This is a genomic window from Caballeronia sordidicola, from assembly GCF_002220365.1.
Classification (GTDB): domain Bacteria; phylum Pseudomonadota; class Gammaproteobacteria; order Burkholderiales; family Burkholderiaceae; genus Caballeronia; species Caballeronia sordidicola_C.
In genome coordinates this window covers 1-18,496 of the sequence record NZ_MTHB01000111.1, presented here as the reverse complement: position 1 = coordinate 18,496, position 18,496 = coordinate 1, and the positions used below count along the sequence as shown (strand labels likewise).

Sequence of the window (18,496 nt, the reverse complement as noted above, 5' to 3'; positions counted from 1 at the left end):
CTCTTTGACCTTGCCATAGGCTTTCGTCCGCGTGCCAATTCGTGCCAATTCGTGTCAATTCGCGCCAACTCGCGCCAACTCGCGCCAACTCTCCCCCACCCAGCGGCAATCACGCAATAACCAGACGTGGGTCTAGCTTAGCCAGCGCATAAGCCCTGACATGTGCCACGAAGGAAGGCAGCAGGAGGGCCGGTGGCCGCTGGGAAGGAATCAAGACGGAATAGTGCGTGGCCACGGTCGAGTCAAAAGGGCAAAAGACAACCCCATCCCCTCTATAAGCAAGCGCTGTGATCGCGTCAATGATCGCCACGCCCGCCCCTGCTTCAACGAACGAACAGACTACGTAGGATACCTGCGTTTCAACCTGGACTTCCATACTGATGCCTTGAGAGGCGAACAAGGCATCTAACTCAAGGCGTGACTCCAGGTCACGCGGATACGCAATGAATCGCTCGCCGGCGAGATCCTTCGGCGCAATGTGTGAGCGCGAGGCTAAACGATGGCCTCTCGGCATCGCACACATCATCTTCGTCGAAAACAAGCGTTCACCATGTGTGCTCGGCGAGTCCATCCTCAAGATGGCAAAGCCCACGTCGCACCGTTGTCCCACGACCATGTCGACCACTGTACGCGACGAATGCGCCAGAAGCGAAATGTGAGCGCCGGAATGGGTCTTCAAATAGTCTGCCGTGGCGTGAGGGAGAAACGAGTGCGCGAGCACAGGTGCGGCTACGATTTGCAGCGTTCCGCGCTGCAACGCTCGTATCTCGTCCGCTGCCCGCGCGATTCGATCCATACCCAACAATGACCGTTGCACTTCCTCGAAAAGCGCTTGAGCCTCTGCCGTCGGATGCAGACGTTTCTTTTCTCGCTTGAACAGCGCAAACCCCAAGGAGATTTCCAGGTCTGCCAGCAGGCGTGTGGTCGCGGGCTGAGAGATATGAAGCATCTCGCTAGCCCGCGTGACGGTCGCACAAAGCATCACGGCACGGAATGCCTCGAGTTGTCGTAATTTCATTCGAAACCAGTTCATAACAAAACACTATCATCAACCCAAAAGAAACGATTATCCAGTTTCTTTTTCGCACCATATTCTGATTTCAGAGCCTGATTCAAGACGTTTAGCGGGAAATAACGTCATAACAGTATCTGCTTGAAATAAACAAATCAGCTTTATCCATTCCAGTTGGCTTCCTGCCTGTACGTATCGTGGGCGCTACAGGCCCACCCGTTGCCCGCGATACGGGATTACCCGGTCTATAACTCTTTCGAATACGCCACGCGAATATCGGACTTTGACAGCCTGATTTGAAGGCTCCACCTTAGCGTCACTGCTGGAACGACCCATCTCAATCGAGGGCCAACCTTTGAGCTACCGAATCTTATTCACGCTGATCATGACGCTGGTTACCGCAGGTTTAAGCTTCCCGGTTGCCTCGCAGGCGCAGACCGATCCACGTCCGGTGATCCGCATCAGTTCCGGCGCCGAAGACAACGTGACGCTGGATCCGGATCGTGCGACGTCGACCAACGATGTCGGCGTGGTCGCCGAGATCTTCAATGGTCTTGTCCGCTTCGCACCCGGCAGCGCGGACCCCAAGTCACTCGAGGCAGACCTGGCCGAAAGCTGGGAAACCTCGAAGGACAGCAAGGTATGGACGTTTCATCTGCGCCATGGCGTCAAGTTTCAAGGCGACTGGGGCGAGTTGACTTCGGCCGATGTCGTCTACACGATGCAGCGCGCCGCAGACCCCAAAAGATCGAGCTTCGCGGCGAACTTCGCCGTGATCGACAAGGCCGAAGCCACGGACCCCTACACCGTGCGCATCACCTTGAAGTACCCCGATGCCACCTTCCTCGGACACGTATCGAACTATCACGGCGGCAATATCGTCAGCATGAAAGCGGCCGAGAAATACGGCAACCAGTTCGGCAATCATCCAGTCGGTACCGGGCCATTCGCCTTCAGCCAGCATGTCACGCAGCAATACGTGCAGTTGGTTGCTAACGATCAGTATTTCCGCGGCAAGCCGAAGCTCGCCGGCATTACCTACCGGATGATCCCATCGGATAGCGATCGCGAACTGGCGTTCAACTCGGGCGAGCTCGACATCATTGCCGGCAAGCGCGAACAGCGCTGGGTGGAACGCGCCCGCAAACGCAGCGGAACGAATGTCGATATCTTCAGACCGGGCGAATTCCGCACCCTGTTCATCAATCGCATGATCAAGCCGCTCGATAACGTCAAGGTCCGGCAAGCGCTGGCGGAGTCGATCAACGTGGACGAGATCATGCATTACGTCGGCGCGGATGTGGCCACCAAGGGTTGCTCTGCGGTTCCTCCGGGCTACTTGGGAGAGGACTGCTCGAGCGGCGGCTATCCGTACAACATCGCGCACGCTCGCAAGCTGCTGAGCGAAGCCGGTTTTCCGAACGGCATCGCCATCAAGTCGGTCGTGTCGAATATCTCGGAGCAGGAACCGATCATGGAAATCGTGCAGTCGCAGTTGGCCAAGGCCGGGATCAAACTGACGATGGAGGTGGTCGATCACTCGACCTATCAGGCACAAAGCCGGAAAGACTTGAGCGCGTTGGTGTTCTACGGCGCGGCACGCTTTCCCAACGCCGATGCCTGGCTAAGCGAGTTCTACGATTCAGCCGCGGCGGTGAATTCTCCGACGGCGATGTCGAACTTCTCGCACTGCTCGATCGCGGATGCCGACATCCGTGCGGCACGCGTGGAGCCAGACCCGAACAAGCAACTGGCTTTGTGGAAAAGCGCGCAGCGGAAAATTCACGATGACGTCTGCTCGGTACCGTTATTCGGCTTGTTGCAAGTCTGGGTTCACAGCAACAAGGTCGTGTACGGGTACGACTTGAAGGGTTCACTGAACCTCGCGCCACCCATCACCGAGACGACGTCGCTTACTGGTCACTGAGCAATTCGGCCGATACCTGTGCCGCCACGAGACGAGCGCCTTCAATAAACGTATCGACGAGACCGGCATTGCGCGATGCCGGCATCCGGCAGAGCCGGAAACCGAAGGCCATGTCCGGCTTGAAGCGGCGCAGTACCAGCCGATCCTGAAAACCGTCGGCGAACAGCGGATGAATCAACGACACACCGAGACCCGCGGCAATGAATTCGCAAACGGTCGGCGCGGTGCCGGTTTCGAGCACCACGTTCAGTCGCACCGCATGGCGCTGGAACACCGCTTCGACCAACTGGCGGGTCTGGCTCTTGGCCGAGAAGGTGATGAACGGAAGGTCGTCGAGGTCCTGCGGGCGAATGATTTTTTTCTTGCACAACGAATGCGCCGGCGGCAAGGCGCAGATCAGGGGATGTTCCATGAGCGACTCGCTGTCGATGTACGGATTGTCCACCAGCCCGCTGACCAGGCCGACATCGATCTGCCGCGTGATCAGCCAGTCGGCCACGAACTGCGAGCTGCGCGTCTCGATGGACACGCGCACATCGGGATGGACCTTCAGGAAATTCATGACGACGCGCCGGATGAACGAACCCGACAATGCGGGCAATACACCCACGGTGAGATGCCGCTGTTCGTCGCGGCGCAGTGAATCGACGGCCTGCTCGACCTGTCGCACACCGGCAAAGATGCGATCGATTTCCGCGTACAGGTGCATGCCGTGGCGGGTTGGCGCCAGCTTGCCGCGGATGCGCTCGAACAGAGCCAGCCCCGTCTCGTCTTCAAGGTGCGCCAGCAGTTTGCTCACCGCCGGTTGCGACACAAACAGGATTTCGGCGGCGCGGCTGACAGTGCCTTGTTCTATGACGGCCTTGAACGCTTCGATCTGGCGCAAATTGAGTTGCCGCTTCATGCCACACCCCTTGGAAATAGGCCGATCAACCGATGCTGATGCGCGTTCGAGCATAACAAACATTGACGCGCGCCCACTCATTTTTCTGATACCGCAATGACATTCGATAGGAGTACGGAACAGAAAATGGAGAAGCAAACCTACGACGTGATCGTCGCGGGTGCCGGCATGGTCGGTACCGCGATCGCCTATGGTCTGGCCGGCCGCGGCCTTCGCGTGCTGGCCCTCGACGGCGCGGACGGCGACTTGCGCGCGGCGAAAGCGAACTTCGGACTGGTGTGGGTACAAGGCAAGGGCTTAGGCGAGCCGGCCTACCAACAGCTGTCGCGCCAAAGCGTGGCCTTGTGGCCCGCCTTCGCCCGTGAGTTGACCGCCGAAACCGGCATCGAGCTGGACTACCGCGCCGACGGCGGCCTGCATTTCTGTCTGGGCCAGGCGCAATGGGATCAACGTGCTGAAAAGCTGGCGCACTGGGCCGAGGAGTTGCCGGGCCAAGAACGCAGCGTGGAAATGCTGGATCGCGCCGCCCTGCAGCGCCTGCTGCCCAAGGTCCAGTTCGGACCCGAGGTCAGCGGCGCGAGTTACGGGCACATCGACGGTCACGTCAACCCGCTTCGCCTGCTGGCCGCGCTACAGCACGGCCTTCAACTGCGCGGCGGACACCTGCGCGCCAACAGCGCAGTGTCGCGCATCGCGTCGCATACCGGCGGCGGCTTCGAGGTACAGGTCGGGACCCAGCGCTTCGAGGCGGCTCAGGTGATTGTCGCCGCCGGACTGGGCTCGCCGGCGCTCGGTCGTATGGTCGGACTGGACGTGCCGCTGCACGCGCAACGCGGACAACTCCTGGTCACCGAACGCCTGGCGCCAATACTCCCCTTGCCGGCCAGCGGCCTTCGGCAGACCGCCGAAGGCACGGTAATGATTGGGGTCACCCACGAGGACGTCGGCTTCGATCTGAGCACGACGACCGCCGCCGCGGCCCGCCTGAGCCGCCAGGCTGCCCGTGTCTTGCCCGCGTTGGCGCAGGCGCTGCTGGTGCGGCACTGGTCGTGCCTGCGCGTCATGACGCCGGACGGTTTCCCGGTCTATGCGGGTTCCGTCGACCAGCCCGGCGCATGGATCGCCCTTTGTCACTCCGGCATCACGCTCGCCGCGTTTCATGCGGGGCCGCTTGCGGCCGCATTCGCGCAAGCGCTTATTCCGGCCGAACTGCAGGTCTTTCACCATGGACGCTTCGATGTTTCGCAAATTGCATGACCCAAGGACGACAGTCCCCGCTTTGACCTTGACGATCGACGGACAACCGGTGAGCGCCGAACCTGGCGACAGCGTTGCTGCGGTCCTGCTGCGGCTGGATCCGCCGTTCTCGCGCACCACCCCGGTGAGCGGCAGCCCGCGCACGCCGTATTGCATGATGGGCGTGTGCTTCGAATGCCTGGCCAGCGTCGATGGCGTGGCATCCACGCAGACCTGCCTCGTGCAGGTACGCGAGGGCATGCGTGTGGAGCGCCAGCACGGCCGGCGCGTGCTCACGATGGTGATGTCGCAAGACACTGCCGTCAGCGATGTTGACTCTTTGAACGGCATGCCACGCGGAGTTTCACCATGAGCCGCGCTGTCGACTTACTGATCATCGGTGCGGGCCCTGCGGGTATGAGCGCGGCGTTACGGGCTCGCGGCCTGGGCTTGAGCGTGTTGGTAGTGGACGATCAGCCCGCGCCGGGCGGCCAGATCTGGCGCGCGGTCGAAACCCGGGCCGGGACCCGTACCGGCAAATTACTGGGCGACGAATATGCCGCCGGCCTGCCGCTTGCGCAAGCATTCCGGGCGAGCGGGGCCGTCTACGAGCCCGGCACCCAGGTGTGGCAAATCGAGCCTGGCTGGCAGGTCTACATGAGCCGCGCGCAACAGGCGGAATGCGTGCAGGTCGCCAATGTGCTGCTGGCCACCGGCGCGCAGGAACGGCCCGCTCCGTTTCCCGGCTGGACCTTGCCCGGCGTGCTGACGGTGGGCGCGGCTCAGATCCTCCTGAAGACCGCGCGCGAGATTCCACAAGACCCGCCATGGATCGCGGGCAGCGGGCCCCTTGCCCTGCTCTACATGGTGCAGTTGCTGCGCGCCGGCGGCACCATTGCCGGTTGGCTGGACACCTCGCCCGCAGATGGTTGGCGGCGTGCCCTGCCGCATGCAGCGAGCGCACGCCACGCCTGGAAAGACATACTCAAAGGTCTGAGCTGGACACGCGAGTTACGACGTGCGGGCTTTCCTATCGTCCGCGGCGTCACGCAACTGCGCGCGCAAGGCGGCCAGCGCCTGGAGCATCTCGTGTATCAAACCGCCGACGGACAGTCGCAACGCGTCGCAGCCGCCCTCCTGCTGATACACGAGGGCGTGGTTCCATCGATCCACATGACGCAGGCCCTCGGTTGCGAGCACGTCTGGAGCGTCAATCAACACTGTCTCACGCCAACGCTCGACGAGTGGAGCCAGACAAGCAAGCCCGGGATTTTTTTGGCGGGCGATGGCGCGGGCATCGGTGGCGCGCGCGCCGCCTGCACGCGCGGTGAGCTGGCCGCACTCGGTATCGCGATGCGCGCCGGCAAGTTGCAAGACGATGCGGCGCGGCACCTCGCCGAGCCCTTGCGCCAACGACTGGCAACGGAACTCTCGATTCGCCCGATGCTCGACGCCTTGTACCCGCCTCGCGCGGAATTGTTCGCGCCGCCGGACGACACGATGGTGTGCCGTTGCGAGGAATTGACCGCTGGCCAGATCCGCGCAGCCGCCAGGATCGGGCAGCCGGGCCCGAATCAGATCAAGGCATTTACGCGTGCGGGAATGGGACCGTGCCAGGGCCGGCAGTGCGGCTACACGGTCGCACACATTCTCGCCGCGGCGCACGGGAAACCGGTCGAGGAAATCGGGTTTTACCGCATACGTCCCCCCCTCAAGCCATTGACGCTGGGCGAGTTGGCGTCCCTGGATAGTGCAAGCAATACAGAGAGCGACGCGCCATGAGCAGCGACGTCTTCGATGTCGCTGTGATCGGCGGTGGCCTGCATGGCCTGTCAGCAGCCCTGCAGCTCAGCCGCGCGGGCAAACGCGTCGTCGTGCTCGAACGGGCGTGGGTCGGCAGGCACGCGTCCGGGGCATCCGCCGCGGGCGTGCGTACACTCAACCGCGATATGGGCGAACTGGATCTGGCGCTCGAATCGATGGAAATGTGGCACAACATCGGCTTACTGGTCGGCGATGACTGCGGCTTCAATGCACACGGCCAGATCTGCGTGGCGGAACATCCCGACAGCTTGTCCAAACTCGAGGAGCGCGTTTCCAGACTACGCGGCTTGGGCTATACGCACGAAGCAATCATCGATGCCCGCGAGCTGCGCAGGCGGGTCCCGGCGATCAGCCCGCATTGCATCGGCGCATCGATCGCACCGGACAATGGCGCCGCGGATCCGCACCGTACCCTCGCTGCCTTCCGGCGCAGCGCGCAGGCTGCCGGCGTCGTAATCCGCGAAGGATGCGACGTGCGGCGCATCGAGCAGCGTGGCCAGGACTGGTCCATCGAGATGGATAGTGCCGCAGTCACCGACAGCGCACTGAGCGGCAGCCAAGCGCATGACCGCGCACCAACCAGCACCCTCGTCGTGCCGTTCGTGGTCAACGCGGCGGGCGCCTGGTCCGGACGCATCGCGGCGATGGTCGGCGATGACATTCCACTTGATACGAAGGCTTCCATGATGATCGTCTCGGAACGGCTCGCCCCCATGATCGAACCCGTGGTATCGATCATGGGGCGGTCCCTATCCTTCAAGCAGTCGGATCAGGGCACGCTGGTCATCGGAGGCGGCTTGCAGGGAATCCCCGACCTGGACGCCGAAACCTCGGCCGTACGAATGGGTGTCCTATCCAAAGGCGCCCGGGCGGCAACTGATCTATTTCCCTGCGTACGCGATATTCGCATCGTGCGTGTCTGGTCGGGCCTGGAGGCAAAGACAGAGGACATGCTGCCTGTCGTCGGCGCCGCAGTCAACGCGCCAGGGGTATTCCATGCCTTCGGTTATTCGGGCCATGGTTTCCAGTTGGTGCCCGTCGTAGGCGCTGCGCTGACGGATCTGATCGTCAGCGGTTCGACCCGGCGCGCCATTGGTGCATTGAATGCACAACGCTTGATGGCCACGCCGTCAGCGGAGGTCGCAGCATGATGCGCTACACCGTTAAACGTCTCCTGCTCGCCATTCCCACTCTGCTGGCCATGCTGAGCGCCGTGTTCGTGCTGGTGCGGCTGGTACCGGGTGACCCCGCTGCTGCCATGCTCGGCGACCAGGCTAGCGCCGCGGCTCTATCAGCGCTACGCACCCAGCTAGGCTTGAACTTGCCACTTCATACGCAGTACTTGAATTTCCTGGGTGACGTGCTCACAGGCAATTTCGGCTACTCCCTGTCGAACGGCCAGAGCGTTCTGCGAGAGGTCGCAGAGGTGCTGCCGTGGACCCTGCAGTTGAGCTTCGCCGCCATTGTCATCGGCATAGGTCTCGGTCTGCCCCTGGGGATCTGGGCCGCGCTGCGGCGCGATGCGTGGCCCGACTACCTGAGCCGCTTGCTGTCGCTGGCGGGTCTGTCGTTTCCCGCATTCGTGTCCGGGATCCTGATGCTACTGGTGTTCGCCATTGAACTGAACTGGTTCCCGGTCATTGGCAGCACGACTTCAGGTAACCCGTGGAGCCAATGGCGTGGTCTGGTACTGCCGGCCTCCAACCTGGGGTTGATCATGACAGCCTATGTCACCCGGGTCTCCCGTTCGTCGATGCTGAGCGTGCTCAGCGAAGACTACATCCGCACGGCGCGCGCCAAAGGACTGCGGCCGAGCCAACTGATCTTGCGCCACGGGCTGCGCAACGCGCTGATTCCCATCCTCACGGTGGTCGGCCTGTATTTCGGCACGCTGATCGGCAACTCGGTTTTGACCGAAATCGTCTTCAACCGGCCCGGCCTGGGCAAGTTGATCCTGGGTGCATTGAACGCGCGCGACTATACCCTGCTGCAAGGGCTGATGATCGTGTTTGCCGCCTGCGTCATCATCGTGAACCTGTTGACCGACCTCGCCTACGGGTGGGTCGACCCTCGAGTGAAATACAAATGAGCACACTCTCGCCTTCGGCCCCGCCTACGGCGTCCGCCGCGCCACCCGATAGCCTATGGCGTGCACTCCTCAGCAATCGCGTTGCCTGGATCGGCGTGGCCCTGTTGCTGCTGATCGTCCTGGCGGCGGTATTTGCCCCCTGGCTCGCACCCCACGATCCGCTTCAGCAGAACATTGCTTATCGGCTGGATCCGCCATCGGCTGATTTCTGGCTGGGCACCGACAGTTATGGCCGCGATGTACTGTCGCGCCTGATCTATGGCGCCCGCATATCGCTGCTGGTCGGCTTTCTCGCGGTCTTGATCGCCATGCTGATAGGTTCCTCGCTCGGCATACTGGCGGGCTACCTGGGCGGCTGGTTCGATCAACTGGTGATGGGACTGGTCGACGTACTGCTTTCGTTTCCCACGCTGTTGCTCGGACTGATGGTGGCGGCCATGCTCGGCGCCAGTCTCGAGAATCTGATCGTGGCGATCGCGATCACCGAGATCGCCCCGTTCGTGCGGATTGCGCGAGCACCGACGATCGCGCTCAAGCAGCGCGATTTTATCGAGGCAGGCCGGGCCTTGGGCTTCGGCCCGATACGCCTGATGGGGGTGCATATCCTGCCCAACATGGCCTCGGATGTGATCGTGCTGGCTTCGCTGTGGATGGCCGCGGCGATCCGTACCGAAGCCTCGCTCAGCTTCATCGGCCTCGGGGTGCCGCCGCCTATTGCGACCTGGGGCAGCATGATCCGGGAAGGCTTCAACAATATCCTCGACGCCTGGTGGCTGATCGTGTTCCCCTGCGTGGCCATCCTGCTCACGGTACTGGCCCTGAACCTGTTGGGCGATGCCTTGCGCGACGCGCTCGATCCCAAACTGCGCGGAGAGAAGCGATGACGCAGCCGATGACACAGACCATGACGCAGGATCCCGCCGTTCTGGAAATTCGCGAACTACGCACTGAGTTCCGCATCCGCAAGCAATGGCACGCAGCGGTGCGCGGGGTGTCGTTATCCGTGGCTCGCAACGAGACCGTGGCACTCGTCGGCGAGTCGGGCAGCGGCAAAAGCGTTACTGCGCTATCCATCCTGAAGTTGCTGCCGGGTGCTGGCGCGCGCCATGCCGGCGGTCACATACTGCTGGCAGGTCGCGACCTGTCGACGTTGTCGGAAGCGCAGATGTCACACGTGCGCGGCAACGACATCGCGATGATTTTCCAGGAGCCGATGACCTCGTTGAACCCGACGATGACAATCGGCGACCAGATTATCGAAGCGGTCCGCCAGCACCATGCCACCTCCTATTCAGAAGCACGCCGGCAAGCACTGGAGGCATTGCGGGAGGTGGGCATTCCCGGCGCGGACAATCGTCTCGATGATTATCCGCACCAGTTCTCAGGCGGCATGCGCCAGCGCGTGATGATCGCCATGGCACTGGCGTGCAAGCCTAAACTGCTCGTGGCGGACGAAGCGACCACCGCCCTTGATGTCACCATACAGGCGCAGATACTGGCGCTGCTGGCCCAGTTGCAGGCGGCGCATGGCATGTCGATCCTGTTCATCACGCACAACTTGGGCGTCGTCGCGCAAATCGCGGACCGCGTGGCGGTGATGTACGCGGGCGAAGTAGTCGAACTGGCTGACGTCGATGCGCTGTTCGCGCGGCCCACGCATCCCTATACGCAAGCGCTGCTGCGCGCGATGCCGCGCGTGGATCTCGACACTGACGAATTTCGAGCCATCCCGGGCCAGGCGCCTACGCTCGCGTCGATGCCGACCGGGTGCGCCTTCGCGGCGCGCTGCCCGTCTCGCCAGGCGCAATGCGAACGCGAGCACCCTGTCCTGCAGCAGGTGGTGGGCGGCGTCACGGGCCATATGGTGCGTTGTCCCGTGCGGCTGGAACAGTTGCGAATGAACCTGGAAACCTCGCTATGAGTGAACTTCTGCGCGTAGACAAACTGGTCAAGCATTTCGCCAGCGGCGGCGGGCGATTCGGTGCGCCGCATCAGGTGGTGAGAGCGGTGAACGAAGTCTCGTTCACCGTGGAACGGGGCTGCTCGATGGGACTGGTCGGGGAATCCGGTTGCGGCAAATCGACGGTTGCACGCACCTTGTTACGCCTGATCGAACCCGATTCGGGTTCCATTGTGTTTGATGGTATCGATCTTCGGCGCGCCAGCGCGGCGCAAATGCGCACGCTGCGCCAACGCATTCAGATTGTGTTTCAGGATCCGTACGCGTCACTCAATCCACGCCGCACAGTTCGTCAGACGCTCGAGGAACCCTTGCGTGTGCACGGCCAGGGCAACGCCCGCGCGATTGCCAAGAAGGTTGCCGACACTTTGCTCGACGTCGGCCTGCCAGTCGATGTGCTCGATCGTTACCCGCACGAATTCTCGGGCGGTCAACGCCAGCGCATTGGCATTGCTCGCGCGCTGGTGCTCGACCCCGAGTTGATTATTGCCGACGAGCCCGTGTCGGCGCTCGACGTTTCGGTACAAGCGCAGATCCTTCATCTGCTCGCGAGATTGCGCAAGGAACGCGGACTGTCGTTCGTCTTCGTTTCGCACGACCTGGGCGTGGTACGCCAGTTCTGCGACACAGTCAGCGTCATGTATCTGGGACGCATTGTCGAGAGCGGTCCGACGCGGCCGTTATTGGACGCGCCAGCGCATCCGTACAGCCGGGTCCTGAGAGACTCCTCTCCGGTACCGGATCCAGGTGCGCGTATCAGGCTGTCGAAGATCGAGGGAGAAATACCCTCGCCGACGCGCATGCCGTCCGGTTGTGCGTTCCACCCGCGTTGCCCGCGCGCCGCCGGGCCTTGTATGACGGAGGTGCCAAAGCTGGAAGCGCTCGCGTCCGCACGGCGCGTTGCGTGCTACTTTCCTGTCACGGCCGGAGACGCGAAAGCGATATCCGAGGGGCTGCCAACCGCCACGTAAGTGCCCGTAAATCGAAGCTTGCCACTGGGCGTATCGACAGCGAAGATCGCGATTTGATCGCTGCGTTGATTCAGTGAATACATGAACCGGCCCGACGGATCAAACCTGATCACTCGAGGATAGTCGCCGCCGGTCGGCGTCTCACCAACACGCGTCAGGCGAGCGTCTGTGCCCACGCGAAACTGCACGATGGTGTCATGCAGACGGTTCGCCACATAGAGATAGCGGCCGTCATGTGAAAGCAGGATTTCCGATGCGAAGCTCGTGCCCTGATAAGCGGCTGGCAACGTCGAGACGGATTGCAATTGCGTCAGCACGCCGCGCGCGCTGTCGTATGCGTAGCAGACCAGGGTCGACGCTTCCTCGGTGACTTCGTACATATACCGGCCGCTCGGATGAAACACCACATGCCGAGGTCCCGCGCCTGCCGAAGACGCGATAAACGGTGGATCGTTTGGCGACAGCGCGCCCGTGGTTTCGTCGAACTTCCAGACGTAGGTGCGATCGACACCCAGGTCAGTCGAAATCACAAATCGCCCGTCCGGCGAAGACACGATCGTATGCGCATGCGAGCCGTCGTGGTCACTCACCGCGAAGCTCCCAGGGACGCCTTCGGCCGCGTGTTGTGCACCTGCCGGAGCCTGCGGCTGTTGCACGGAACTGGCTTCGCCCAACGTGCCGTCGCTCGCCACCGGAAAAACCGCGATGCTTCCGCTGTTGTAGTTCGCCACCAGCAGGAAGCGGCCATTCGGATGCAGGCTTAAATAGACCGGTCCTGCGCCTTGCGAATTGACCGCGTTGATCAGACGCAATGAACCCGTGCCTGGTTCGATTGCATAGGCGCTGACCGAACCGTTTTTGGTGCCGTTGTAGTTTTTCACCTCGCTCACGGCAAACAGGAAACGCTGTTGCCGGTCGACGACGAGGCAGCTCGGATTCTCGATGCCGCGCAGCGGCTCGAGCGCGTCAAGCTTGCCGGTGTTCCCGTCGACCTGGAAGCGATGAATGCCAAGGCCGTTTGGCGTATAAGTGCCGACGTAGGCAAATAGCGGCTCGGCCGTCCGCGCTTTGGTCGCCGTGCTCGCACCCGCGCTCGCCGCCTGTGCGGGGCGAGCTATTGCGAGCGAACCCATGGCCGACATGGCTGCCAGCGCGCTCACGCGCTTGAGCCAGACACGTCGCGCCTGCGATGCACGGACTCCGAGATTTCGAACTTTGCTCATTGCTTGCCTCCTGGATGATGACTGCAGCCCTTAAGTATCTATGAGCGCCGCGACAGAGATGACTGCCTCGCATACGGTTCAAGTCTTGAAGTTTTGATCCACCGATTCACCTATTCAGCGCTACAGCGCTTCGTGCCGCAGCGTCAGATAACCATGCTCAGGAAGCGCATACCGCCGCTGAATCGCGTTTTGGCCACTGCTCGAACTCGGCCATCGCGCTCACAATGCCTTGCCTGCTGACCCTCATGCCGCGGTCAATGCGGCCGTTCTGGATGGGTGCTTCGCGCACCAGCGCTTTTTAACTTGCACGACACCGGCAGTCGGTCCGCCGGGAATAAGTGAATATCTCACGCATTTTATTCCTTAATGATGGAATATATGTTTTAATTAAGGATTATTCTAGCATGCAATTTCACAGCGTCAACTGGACAAAAACACTCGACATCCGAGGAGCTACATGGCTCGTTCGTTCCAACTTCATTAGCATACCGATTCATTTTCGTCGCGCGCCATCTGAGCGGTTTGCAGGCATTGCGAACACGCTCGTCATGCACTGGGAATGACGAATCCCGAGCTGACTTCGTTCAGTTCGGGATTCGGAGTGAGTGTGGGAGAGGCGTGTCTTTGTCGACGCCACGATCAGTTGATATCGCCGGACGTTCGTGCGCCGGTTTCGAGGCCGTGCTCGAGAGCCGTGACGCTGTACGACCCGTCGAAATACATCGATGCCTTCACGCAGGCGCGAAGCGTGACGAGCGCCGTATTGCGCGACCGCCCGTTCCATTCACCGCACCTAGATAAGCTTCCGTCAGCACGTCGAGTTGTTCAAGTTCAGCCGATGTTCCTTGCGCCACGACACGCCCGCCTTCGAGCACATAACCGTACGTTGCGTATCGCAAGGCGGTAGCCGCATTCTGTTCAGCCAGTAGAAAACTCACTCCGTCCTCACGATTAAGCCTCGCGACGATCTCGAAGATCTCTTCGACAATCTGAGGCGCAAGTCCCATTGAAGGCTCATCCAGCAGGATCACCGAGGGCCGCGCCATCAACGCGCGGCCGATCGCGACCATCTGCTGCTCGCCGCCGGACGTCAACCCGGCGAGTGACTTGCGGCGCTCCTTCAAGCGCGGAAAAATCCCATAGATACGCTCAAGGCCCGCCTCGACTTCACGCACTGACGGGCGACGAACATACGCACCAATCCGCAGGTTCTCTTCCACCGACAAATGCGCGAAACAGCGCCGCCCTTCCAACACCTGGACGAGACCGGCCTCCGCGAGCGTCCAGGGGTTCGCACGCGTCACGTCCTTGCCGCGATACACGATTCGTCCCGCCGTCAATTCCCCTCGTTCGGCACCGAGCAACGCTGAAATCGCCTTGAGCGTAGTGGTTTTGCCCGCACCGTTGCCGCCGAGCAACGCGACTACAGCGCCCTCTTTCACCTTCAGCGACACCCCGCGCAACGCCGAAATGAGGCCGCCATAAGTGACGGCGATGCCATCCACATCCAGAACCGTGGCGTCGGCCATGGCTACAGATCCTTGCTGCAGTCGCGCGGCGTGATGCCCTTCTCTTTCGCATACGCATTCGCCGAATTTTCGATAATCGGACGCAGCAGCGCACGATCGGCCTGCACCCAGTCGCTGATTACCTTCCAGTGCTGGCCGTCCCATTGCTGGAATCGCACGGCACCGCCGCCTTCATGATCCGAGCACGACAGCTTGAGCGGTTGTACCAGTCCCAACGCGCCCAACTGTTTCAGGCGGGGGTTGTCGAGATCGAGGTGTTCAAAACCCCAGCGGACCTGCTCGCCCGTCAGCGGCTTATTGCCGTATTTCGCCTGAGCGACGCGCAACGCTTCAACATTGAGAATCCCGTTCACGACACCCAGGTTGTAATACACCGTCCCAAAGCGCGCCGGATCACTGAGGTTGCCCTTGCCGGGCTTGATGACGTATTGATCGATAGCTTGGAGCACGGGGTAGTTCGTACCCGACGGATGCGTGGTGATCGAGATGAAACCCTTGGCGGCGTCGCCCGCTGGACGCACGTCTTCTTCCGAGTTACTCCAGATGTTGCCAATGATGTGATTCGCCGGGAAGCCCACCTTTTGAGCGGACTTGAGCGCTACCGGATTCATCACGCCCCAGCCACGCAAGATGACCCAGTCAGGATTGATCCGATGAATGTTCAGCCACTGCGAACCCTGTTCGTTGCCCGGATGCGGCACTTCGATCTGCGTCAGTTCGAAGCCGTACTTCTTCGCGAGGATGTCCAGTACGGGAATGGTCTCGCGGCCATAAGGCGAGCCGTGATAAAGCACCACGATCTTCTTGCCCTTCAAACCCTGCAACCCGCCCGATTGTGTGCCGATGTAATTGATGATTGCGGAGACTTCGCTATACGGGTTCAGCTGCAACGGAAACACATAGGGGAAAACGGCGCCATCGGTCGAGTCCGTGCGGCCATGATTGATTGTGATGAGCGGCAGCTTGTCCGCCGTCGACCGGTCGATGGTTGCATACGCTATGCCGACCGAGAGCGGATTCGTAGCGGCCGCCGGTGCGCCGTTGAGGCCGGCCTTCAGGCGCTCGTAGCATTCCACGCCCTTCTCCACTACATACTCGGTTTCGCATTCGCTCCACGTCAGCTTGACGCCGTTCACGCCGCCGTCACGGGTATTGATGAGCTGCATGTAGTCGATAAAACCGCCGAAGAAACCGGTGCCTCCCGCCGCGTAGGGTCCTACTCTGTAACTCTGCAAGGGAAAGTACTCTTCGCCCCCTGCGTACGCCGTTGAAGTGGTTGTAAGAGCGCCGGCCGCGAGCACGAGCGATATGCCAGCGATGCCAGCCGCGCGCGACCAGGTCGCGCGGAATAAACGTGATAGGGAAAGAGTCATGCTGAACGGGTCCGTGTTTGCCTGGATTGAGATGAGAGATATCAATGGTTTCTGCGCAAACATTCAGGCCCGCAGCGGCCAGTTCCTGAGACGCTGCCGGGCGATCTGCACCAGCCGCGCAAGCCCGTCCGGTTCCTTGATGAGGAACACAATGATCAACGTGCCAAAGAGGATCTTCTGAAGGTTCTGGAGTTGCCCGACATCCACGCCTATAGCGGCCAGCGCACCGGCCGCGTGGGACAACGCAATGGGCAGCAACACGATAAAAGCAGCACCGTAGAAGTTGCCTGCAATGCTGCCCATCCCGCCGATGATGATGATGAACAGCACCTCGAACGACAGGTTGAGGTCGAAGCCATGCGGCTCGACCGTGCCGAGATAAGCAAACGCCCAGAGCGCGCCCGCGATACCGATGACAAACGAACTGACCGCGAATGCCAGCAACTTGGTGCGGCCAATCGGAATGCCGATGACCGCGGCTGCCGTGTCCATGTCGCGTACCGCCATCCAGCGCCGGCCGAGTTCGCTGCGCACAAGGCTGGAAGCCACCACGAACACCGCCACAACAACGCCGAGAACAAACTGATAGCGCGAAACCGGCGTGGCGATGGACCAGCCGAAGATCGACAGCCGGGGTGCGCTGAGGACACCGGACGTATCGTCGTTGGAGAACCAGCTCACTTTGGTGAGGAGCCATTCGATGAAAAACTGCGCGGCCAGCGTTGAGGCAATCAGGTAAAAGCCCTTGATGCGAAGACTCGGCAGGCCGAACAACGTGCCGATAATTGCCGTAATCAAGCCGCCGAGCAGAAGGTCCGCCAATAAAGACAACCCCGGCACGCGGACGGCGAAGTTATAGGTTGCATAGGCGCCGACGGCCATGAACGCCGCAGTGCCCAGCGACAGTTGACCGGCATAACCCGTCAGCAGATTCAAGCCAAGCCCAGCCAGCGAGAGGATCAGAAAGGGCGTGAGCACGGCGCTCAACCAGTATTCGCTGGCTACACCCGGCACCGCAGCGAGGATGGCCAGGCCCACGGCTATCGTGAGTCCGAGGGTGGCGGGCGCTGCAACGTTCAGCCTCGGGCGGCGAATGACGATGGTCGACATAAGCGGCCTCATACCCGTTCGACGGCGGGTTCGCCGAACAACCCCGCAGGACGCGCAAGCAGGAACAGGATGGCAAGCACATATGGGAACCAGTTCTCGATACCACCGCCCACCAGCGAGCCCAGATACACCTCGGCCAGCTTCTCCGAGGCGCCGACCAGCAGACCACCCACTATTGCTCCACCGATCGACGAGAAGCCGCCGATGATCAGCACCGGCAGCGCCTTCAGCACCACCAGCGACAACGAGAACTGCACCCCGAGCCGTGCGCCCCACAGCAGGCCGGCAACCAGACTGACGAACCCCGCGAGCGACCAGACAATGGCCCAGATTCGCGGCAGGCGGATACCCACCGCAAGCGCGGCAAGCGGATCGTCGGCAACGGCGCGCAGCGACAAACCGAGCCGGGTGCGATTCGTCAGCAGCGATAACGCAATCACAAGCACTCCAGCCGTGGCCGCTGCGAAGAGATCGAACTGGCTGATCATCACGCCGCCCAATTGAAGCGGTTTATCGTCGATACCGAGATCCAGGCCATGCACCTGCGCGCCCCAGAACAACTGGGCAGCGCCTTCGAGAATGAAGCTCAGACCCAGTGTCGCCATGAACAGGACGATAGGCGTGCGGTTCACAAGCGGCCGAAGCACTGCGCGTTCTATCGCAATGGCGATCAGTACCAGCGCCACAAGCGTTGCCGCGAAAGCAAGCCAGGGGGCAACGTGACGTTCGACAAGACTTACGAAGGTCAGTGCGCCGAACAGCACGAGCGAGCCTTGCGCGAAATTGAACACGCCTGATGCCTTGTAGATCAATACGAAACCTATCGCAACAAGCGAATACATCACGCCGGCCAACAAACCGCCGACTAGTACTTCAAGGAAAAAACTCATGGATGCAGCCTTTGGTGAATCGGTGAGGTAAGCGATATCGGCAAGCTCAGTGACGCGTACCCAGATAAGCTCATTTCGTTATACAGAAGTGTCATAGCCGTCGCGCAAGATCTGGATGGTGATCACAGCATCCATGACTCGCTGCATGCCAATCCACAGCGTCTTCGCTCCCGGTTCGCCGTCGCTCTTGCGCCCGAGAAATCCGCCTAGTGAGCCGACCATCCGTATCATCTGGTTGAGCGTCGGTGGTTTTTTCGGACGCGCCTTCTTACAGAGCACGTGGGCGCCGTGTATCTCGTCAGGCTCGAAGAACAGCGACGCGTCCAACTCCGGACAGGTTCTGCCCACACGCATGAGCCGCGCGATACGCCACGATACGACCATGTACAGCACGAGCGCCTTCTCCACCCGCTCCATCTGTGAGAGTTGCAGCGCCTCAACCCGGCAG

General features: G+C 61.3%; 17 protein-coding genes. 9 read left to right on the top strand and 8 right to left on the bottom strand.

The genetic code is table 11. The annotated features are described in order from the left end of the window. Window positions 1-109: 109 nt before the first annotated feature. Window positions 110-1,018 carry a LysR substrate-binding domain-containing protein gene (locus BSU04_RS18640; protein WP_089162016.1) on the bottom strand — a complete coding sequence of 303 codons (909 nt, stop codon included), beginning with the start codon at window positions 1,016-1,018 and terminating at the stop codon, window positions 110-112. 349 nt (window positions 1,019-1,367) lie between these two features. On the opposite strand from BSU04_RS18640, the gene BSU04_RS18635 reads away from it, so the two are divergent. Continuing rightward, window positions 1,368-2,939: an ABC transporter substrate-binding protein gene (locus tag BSU04_RS18635; protein ID WP_256983015.1), complete on the top strand. Its 1,572-nt coding sequence runs from the start codon at window positions 1,368-1,370 to the stop codon at window positions 2,937-2,939. Here the strand turns inward: BSU04_RS18635 and BSU04_RS18630 are convergent. Next, the gene (locus tag BSU04_RS18630) at window positions 2,926-3,843 is read right to left on the bottom strand and encodes a LysR substrate-binding domain-containing protein (protein WP_089162077.1); all 918 of its coding nucleotides are present in this window, start codon (window positions 3,841-3,843) and stop codon (window positions 2,926-2,928) included. The genes BSU04_RS18635 and BSU04_RS18630 overlap by 14 nt on opposite strands. A 126-nt stretch (window positions 3,844-3,969) precedes the next feature. Here BSU04_RS18630 and BSU04_RS18625 point away from each other — a divergent pair, with 126 nt between their 5' ends. Genes BSU04_RS18625 through BSU04_RS18590 form a run of 8 tightly spaced genes read left to right on the top strand, consistent with a single transcriptional unit; the run spans window position 3,970 to window position 11,923 of the window. Then, a complete protein-coding gene (locus BSU04_RS18625; protein ID WP_089162015.1) occupies window positions 3,970-5,100 on the top strand; it encodes an NAD(P)/FAD-dependent oxidoreductase in 1,131 nt (376 codons plus the stop codon). Continuing rightward, window positions 5,081-5,452, top strand: coding sequence for a (2Fe-2S)-binding protein (locus tag BSU04_RS18620; RefSeq protein ID WP_089162014.1), 372 nt, complete (start codon window positions 5,081-5,083; stop codon window positions 5,450-5,452). The genes BSU04_RS18625 and BSU04_RS18620 overlap by 20 nt, the downstream gene beginning before the upstream one ends. Then, window positions 5,449-6,861 (top strand): NAD(P)/FAD-dependent oxidoreductase, encoded by a 1,413-nt coding sequence (locus BSU04_RS18615; protein WP_089162013.1) that lies wholly within the window; start codon window positions 5,449-5,451, stop codon window positions 6,859-6,861. The genes BSU04_RS18620 and BSU04_RS18615 overlap by 4 nt, the downstream gene beginning before the upstream one ends. Continuing rightward, a complete protein-coding gene (locus BSU04_RS18610; protein WP_089162012.1) occupies window positions 6,858-8,054 on the top strand; it encodes an NAD(P)/FAD-dependent oxidoreductase in 1,197 nt (398 codons plus the stop codon). The genes BSU04_RS18615 and BSU04_RS18610 overlap by 4 nt, the downstream gene beginning before the upstream one ends. Beyond that, a complete protein-coding gene (locus BSU04_RS18605) occupies window positions 8,051-8,992 on the top strand; it encodes an ABC transporter permease (protein ID WP_089162011.1) in 942 nt (313 codons plus the stop codon). The genes BSU04_RS18610 and BSU04_RS18605 overlap by 4 nt, the downstream gene beginning before the upstream one ends. Beyond that, the gene (locus BSU04_RS18600; protein ID WP_089162010.1) at window positions 8,989-9,876 is read left to right on the top strand and encodes an ABC transporter permease; all 888 of its coding nucleotides are present in this window, start codon (window positions 8,989-8,991) and stop codon (window positions 9,874-9,876) included. The genes BSU04_RS18605 and BSU04_RS18600 overlap by 4 nt, the downstream gene beginning before the upstream one ends. Then, window positions 9,873-10,913 carry an ABC transporter ATP-binding protein gene (locus BSU04_RS18595; protein WP_256983014.1) on the top strand — a complete coding sequence of 347 codons (1,041 nt, stop codon included), beginning with the start codon at window positions 9,873-9,875 and terminating at the stop codon, window positions 10,911-10,913. Before BSU04_RS18600 ends, BSU04_RS18595 begins: the two co-directional genes overlap by 4 nt. Continuing rightward, window positions 10,910-11,923, top strand: coding sequence for an ABC transporter ATP-binding protein (locus BSU04_RS18590; RefSeq protein WP_089162009.1), 1,014 nt, complete (start codon window positions 10,910-10,912; stop codon window positions 11,921-11,923). The genes BSU04_RS18595 and BSU04_RS18590 overlap by 4 nt, the downstream gene beginning before the upstream one ends. Here the strand turns inward: BSU04_RS18590 and BSU04_RS18585 are convergent. The 6 genes from BSU04_RS18585 to BSU04_RS18560 form a co-directional block, all read right to left on the bottom strand. Next, window positions 11,860-13,146, bottom strand: a complete 1,287-nt coding sequence (locus BSU04_RS18585) for a lactonase family protein (protein WP_218827315.1) — start codon at window positions 13,144-13,146, stop codon at window positions 11,860-11,862. The genes BSU04_RS18590 and BSU04_RS18585 overlap by 64 nt on opposite strands. A gap of 731 nt (window positions 13,147-13,877) precedes the next feature. Beyond that, entirely contained in the window at window positions 13,878-14,675 is a 798-nt protein-coding gene (locus BSU04_RS18580) for an ABC transporter ATP-binding protein (RefSeq protein ID WP_089162008.1), read from the bottom strand. A 2-nt stretch (window positions 14,676-14,677) separates the two neighbouring features. Continuing rightward, window positions 14,678-16,048 (bottom strand): ABC transporter substrate-binding protein, encoded by a 1,371-nt coding sequence (locus tag BSU04_RS18575; RefSeq protein ID WP_089162073.1) that lies wholly within the window; start codon window positions 16,046-16,048, stop codon window positions 14,678-14,680. A gap of 63 nt (window positions 16,049-16,111) precedes the next feature. Then, window positions 16,112-17,158: a branched-chain amino acid ABC transporter permease gene (locus BSU04_RS18570; RefSeq protein WP_089162007.1), complete on the bottom strand. Its 1,047-nt coding sequence runs from the start codon at window positions 17,156-17,158 to the stop codon at window positions 16,112-16,114. 8 nt (window positions 17,159-17,166) lie between these two features. Continuing rightward, window positions 17,167-18,048: a branched-chain amino acid ABC transporter permease gene (locus tag BSU04_RS18565; RefSeq protein ID WP_089162006.1), complete on the bottom strand. Its 882-nt coding sequence runs from the start codon at window positions 18,046-18,048 to the stop codon at window positions 17,167-17,169. Between the two features lie 78 nt (window positions 18,049-18,126). Next, a partial coding sequence (locus BSU04_RS18560; RefSeq protein WP_306427201.1) for an IS4 family transposase occupies window positions 18,127-18,496 on the bottom strand: 370 nt, incomplete at its 5' end.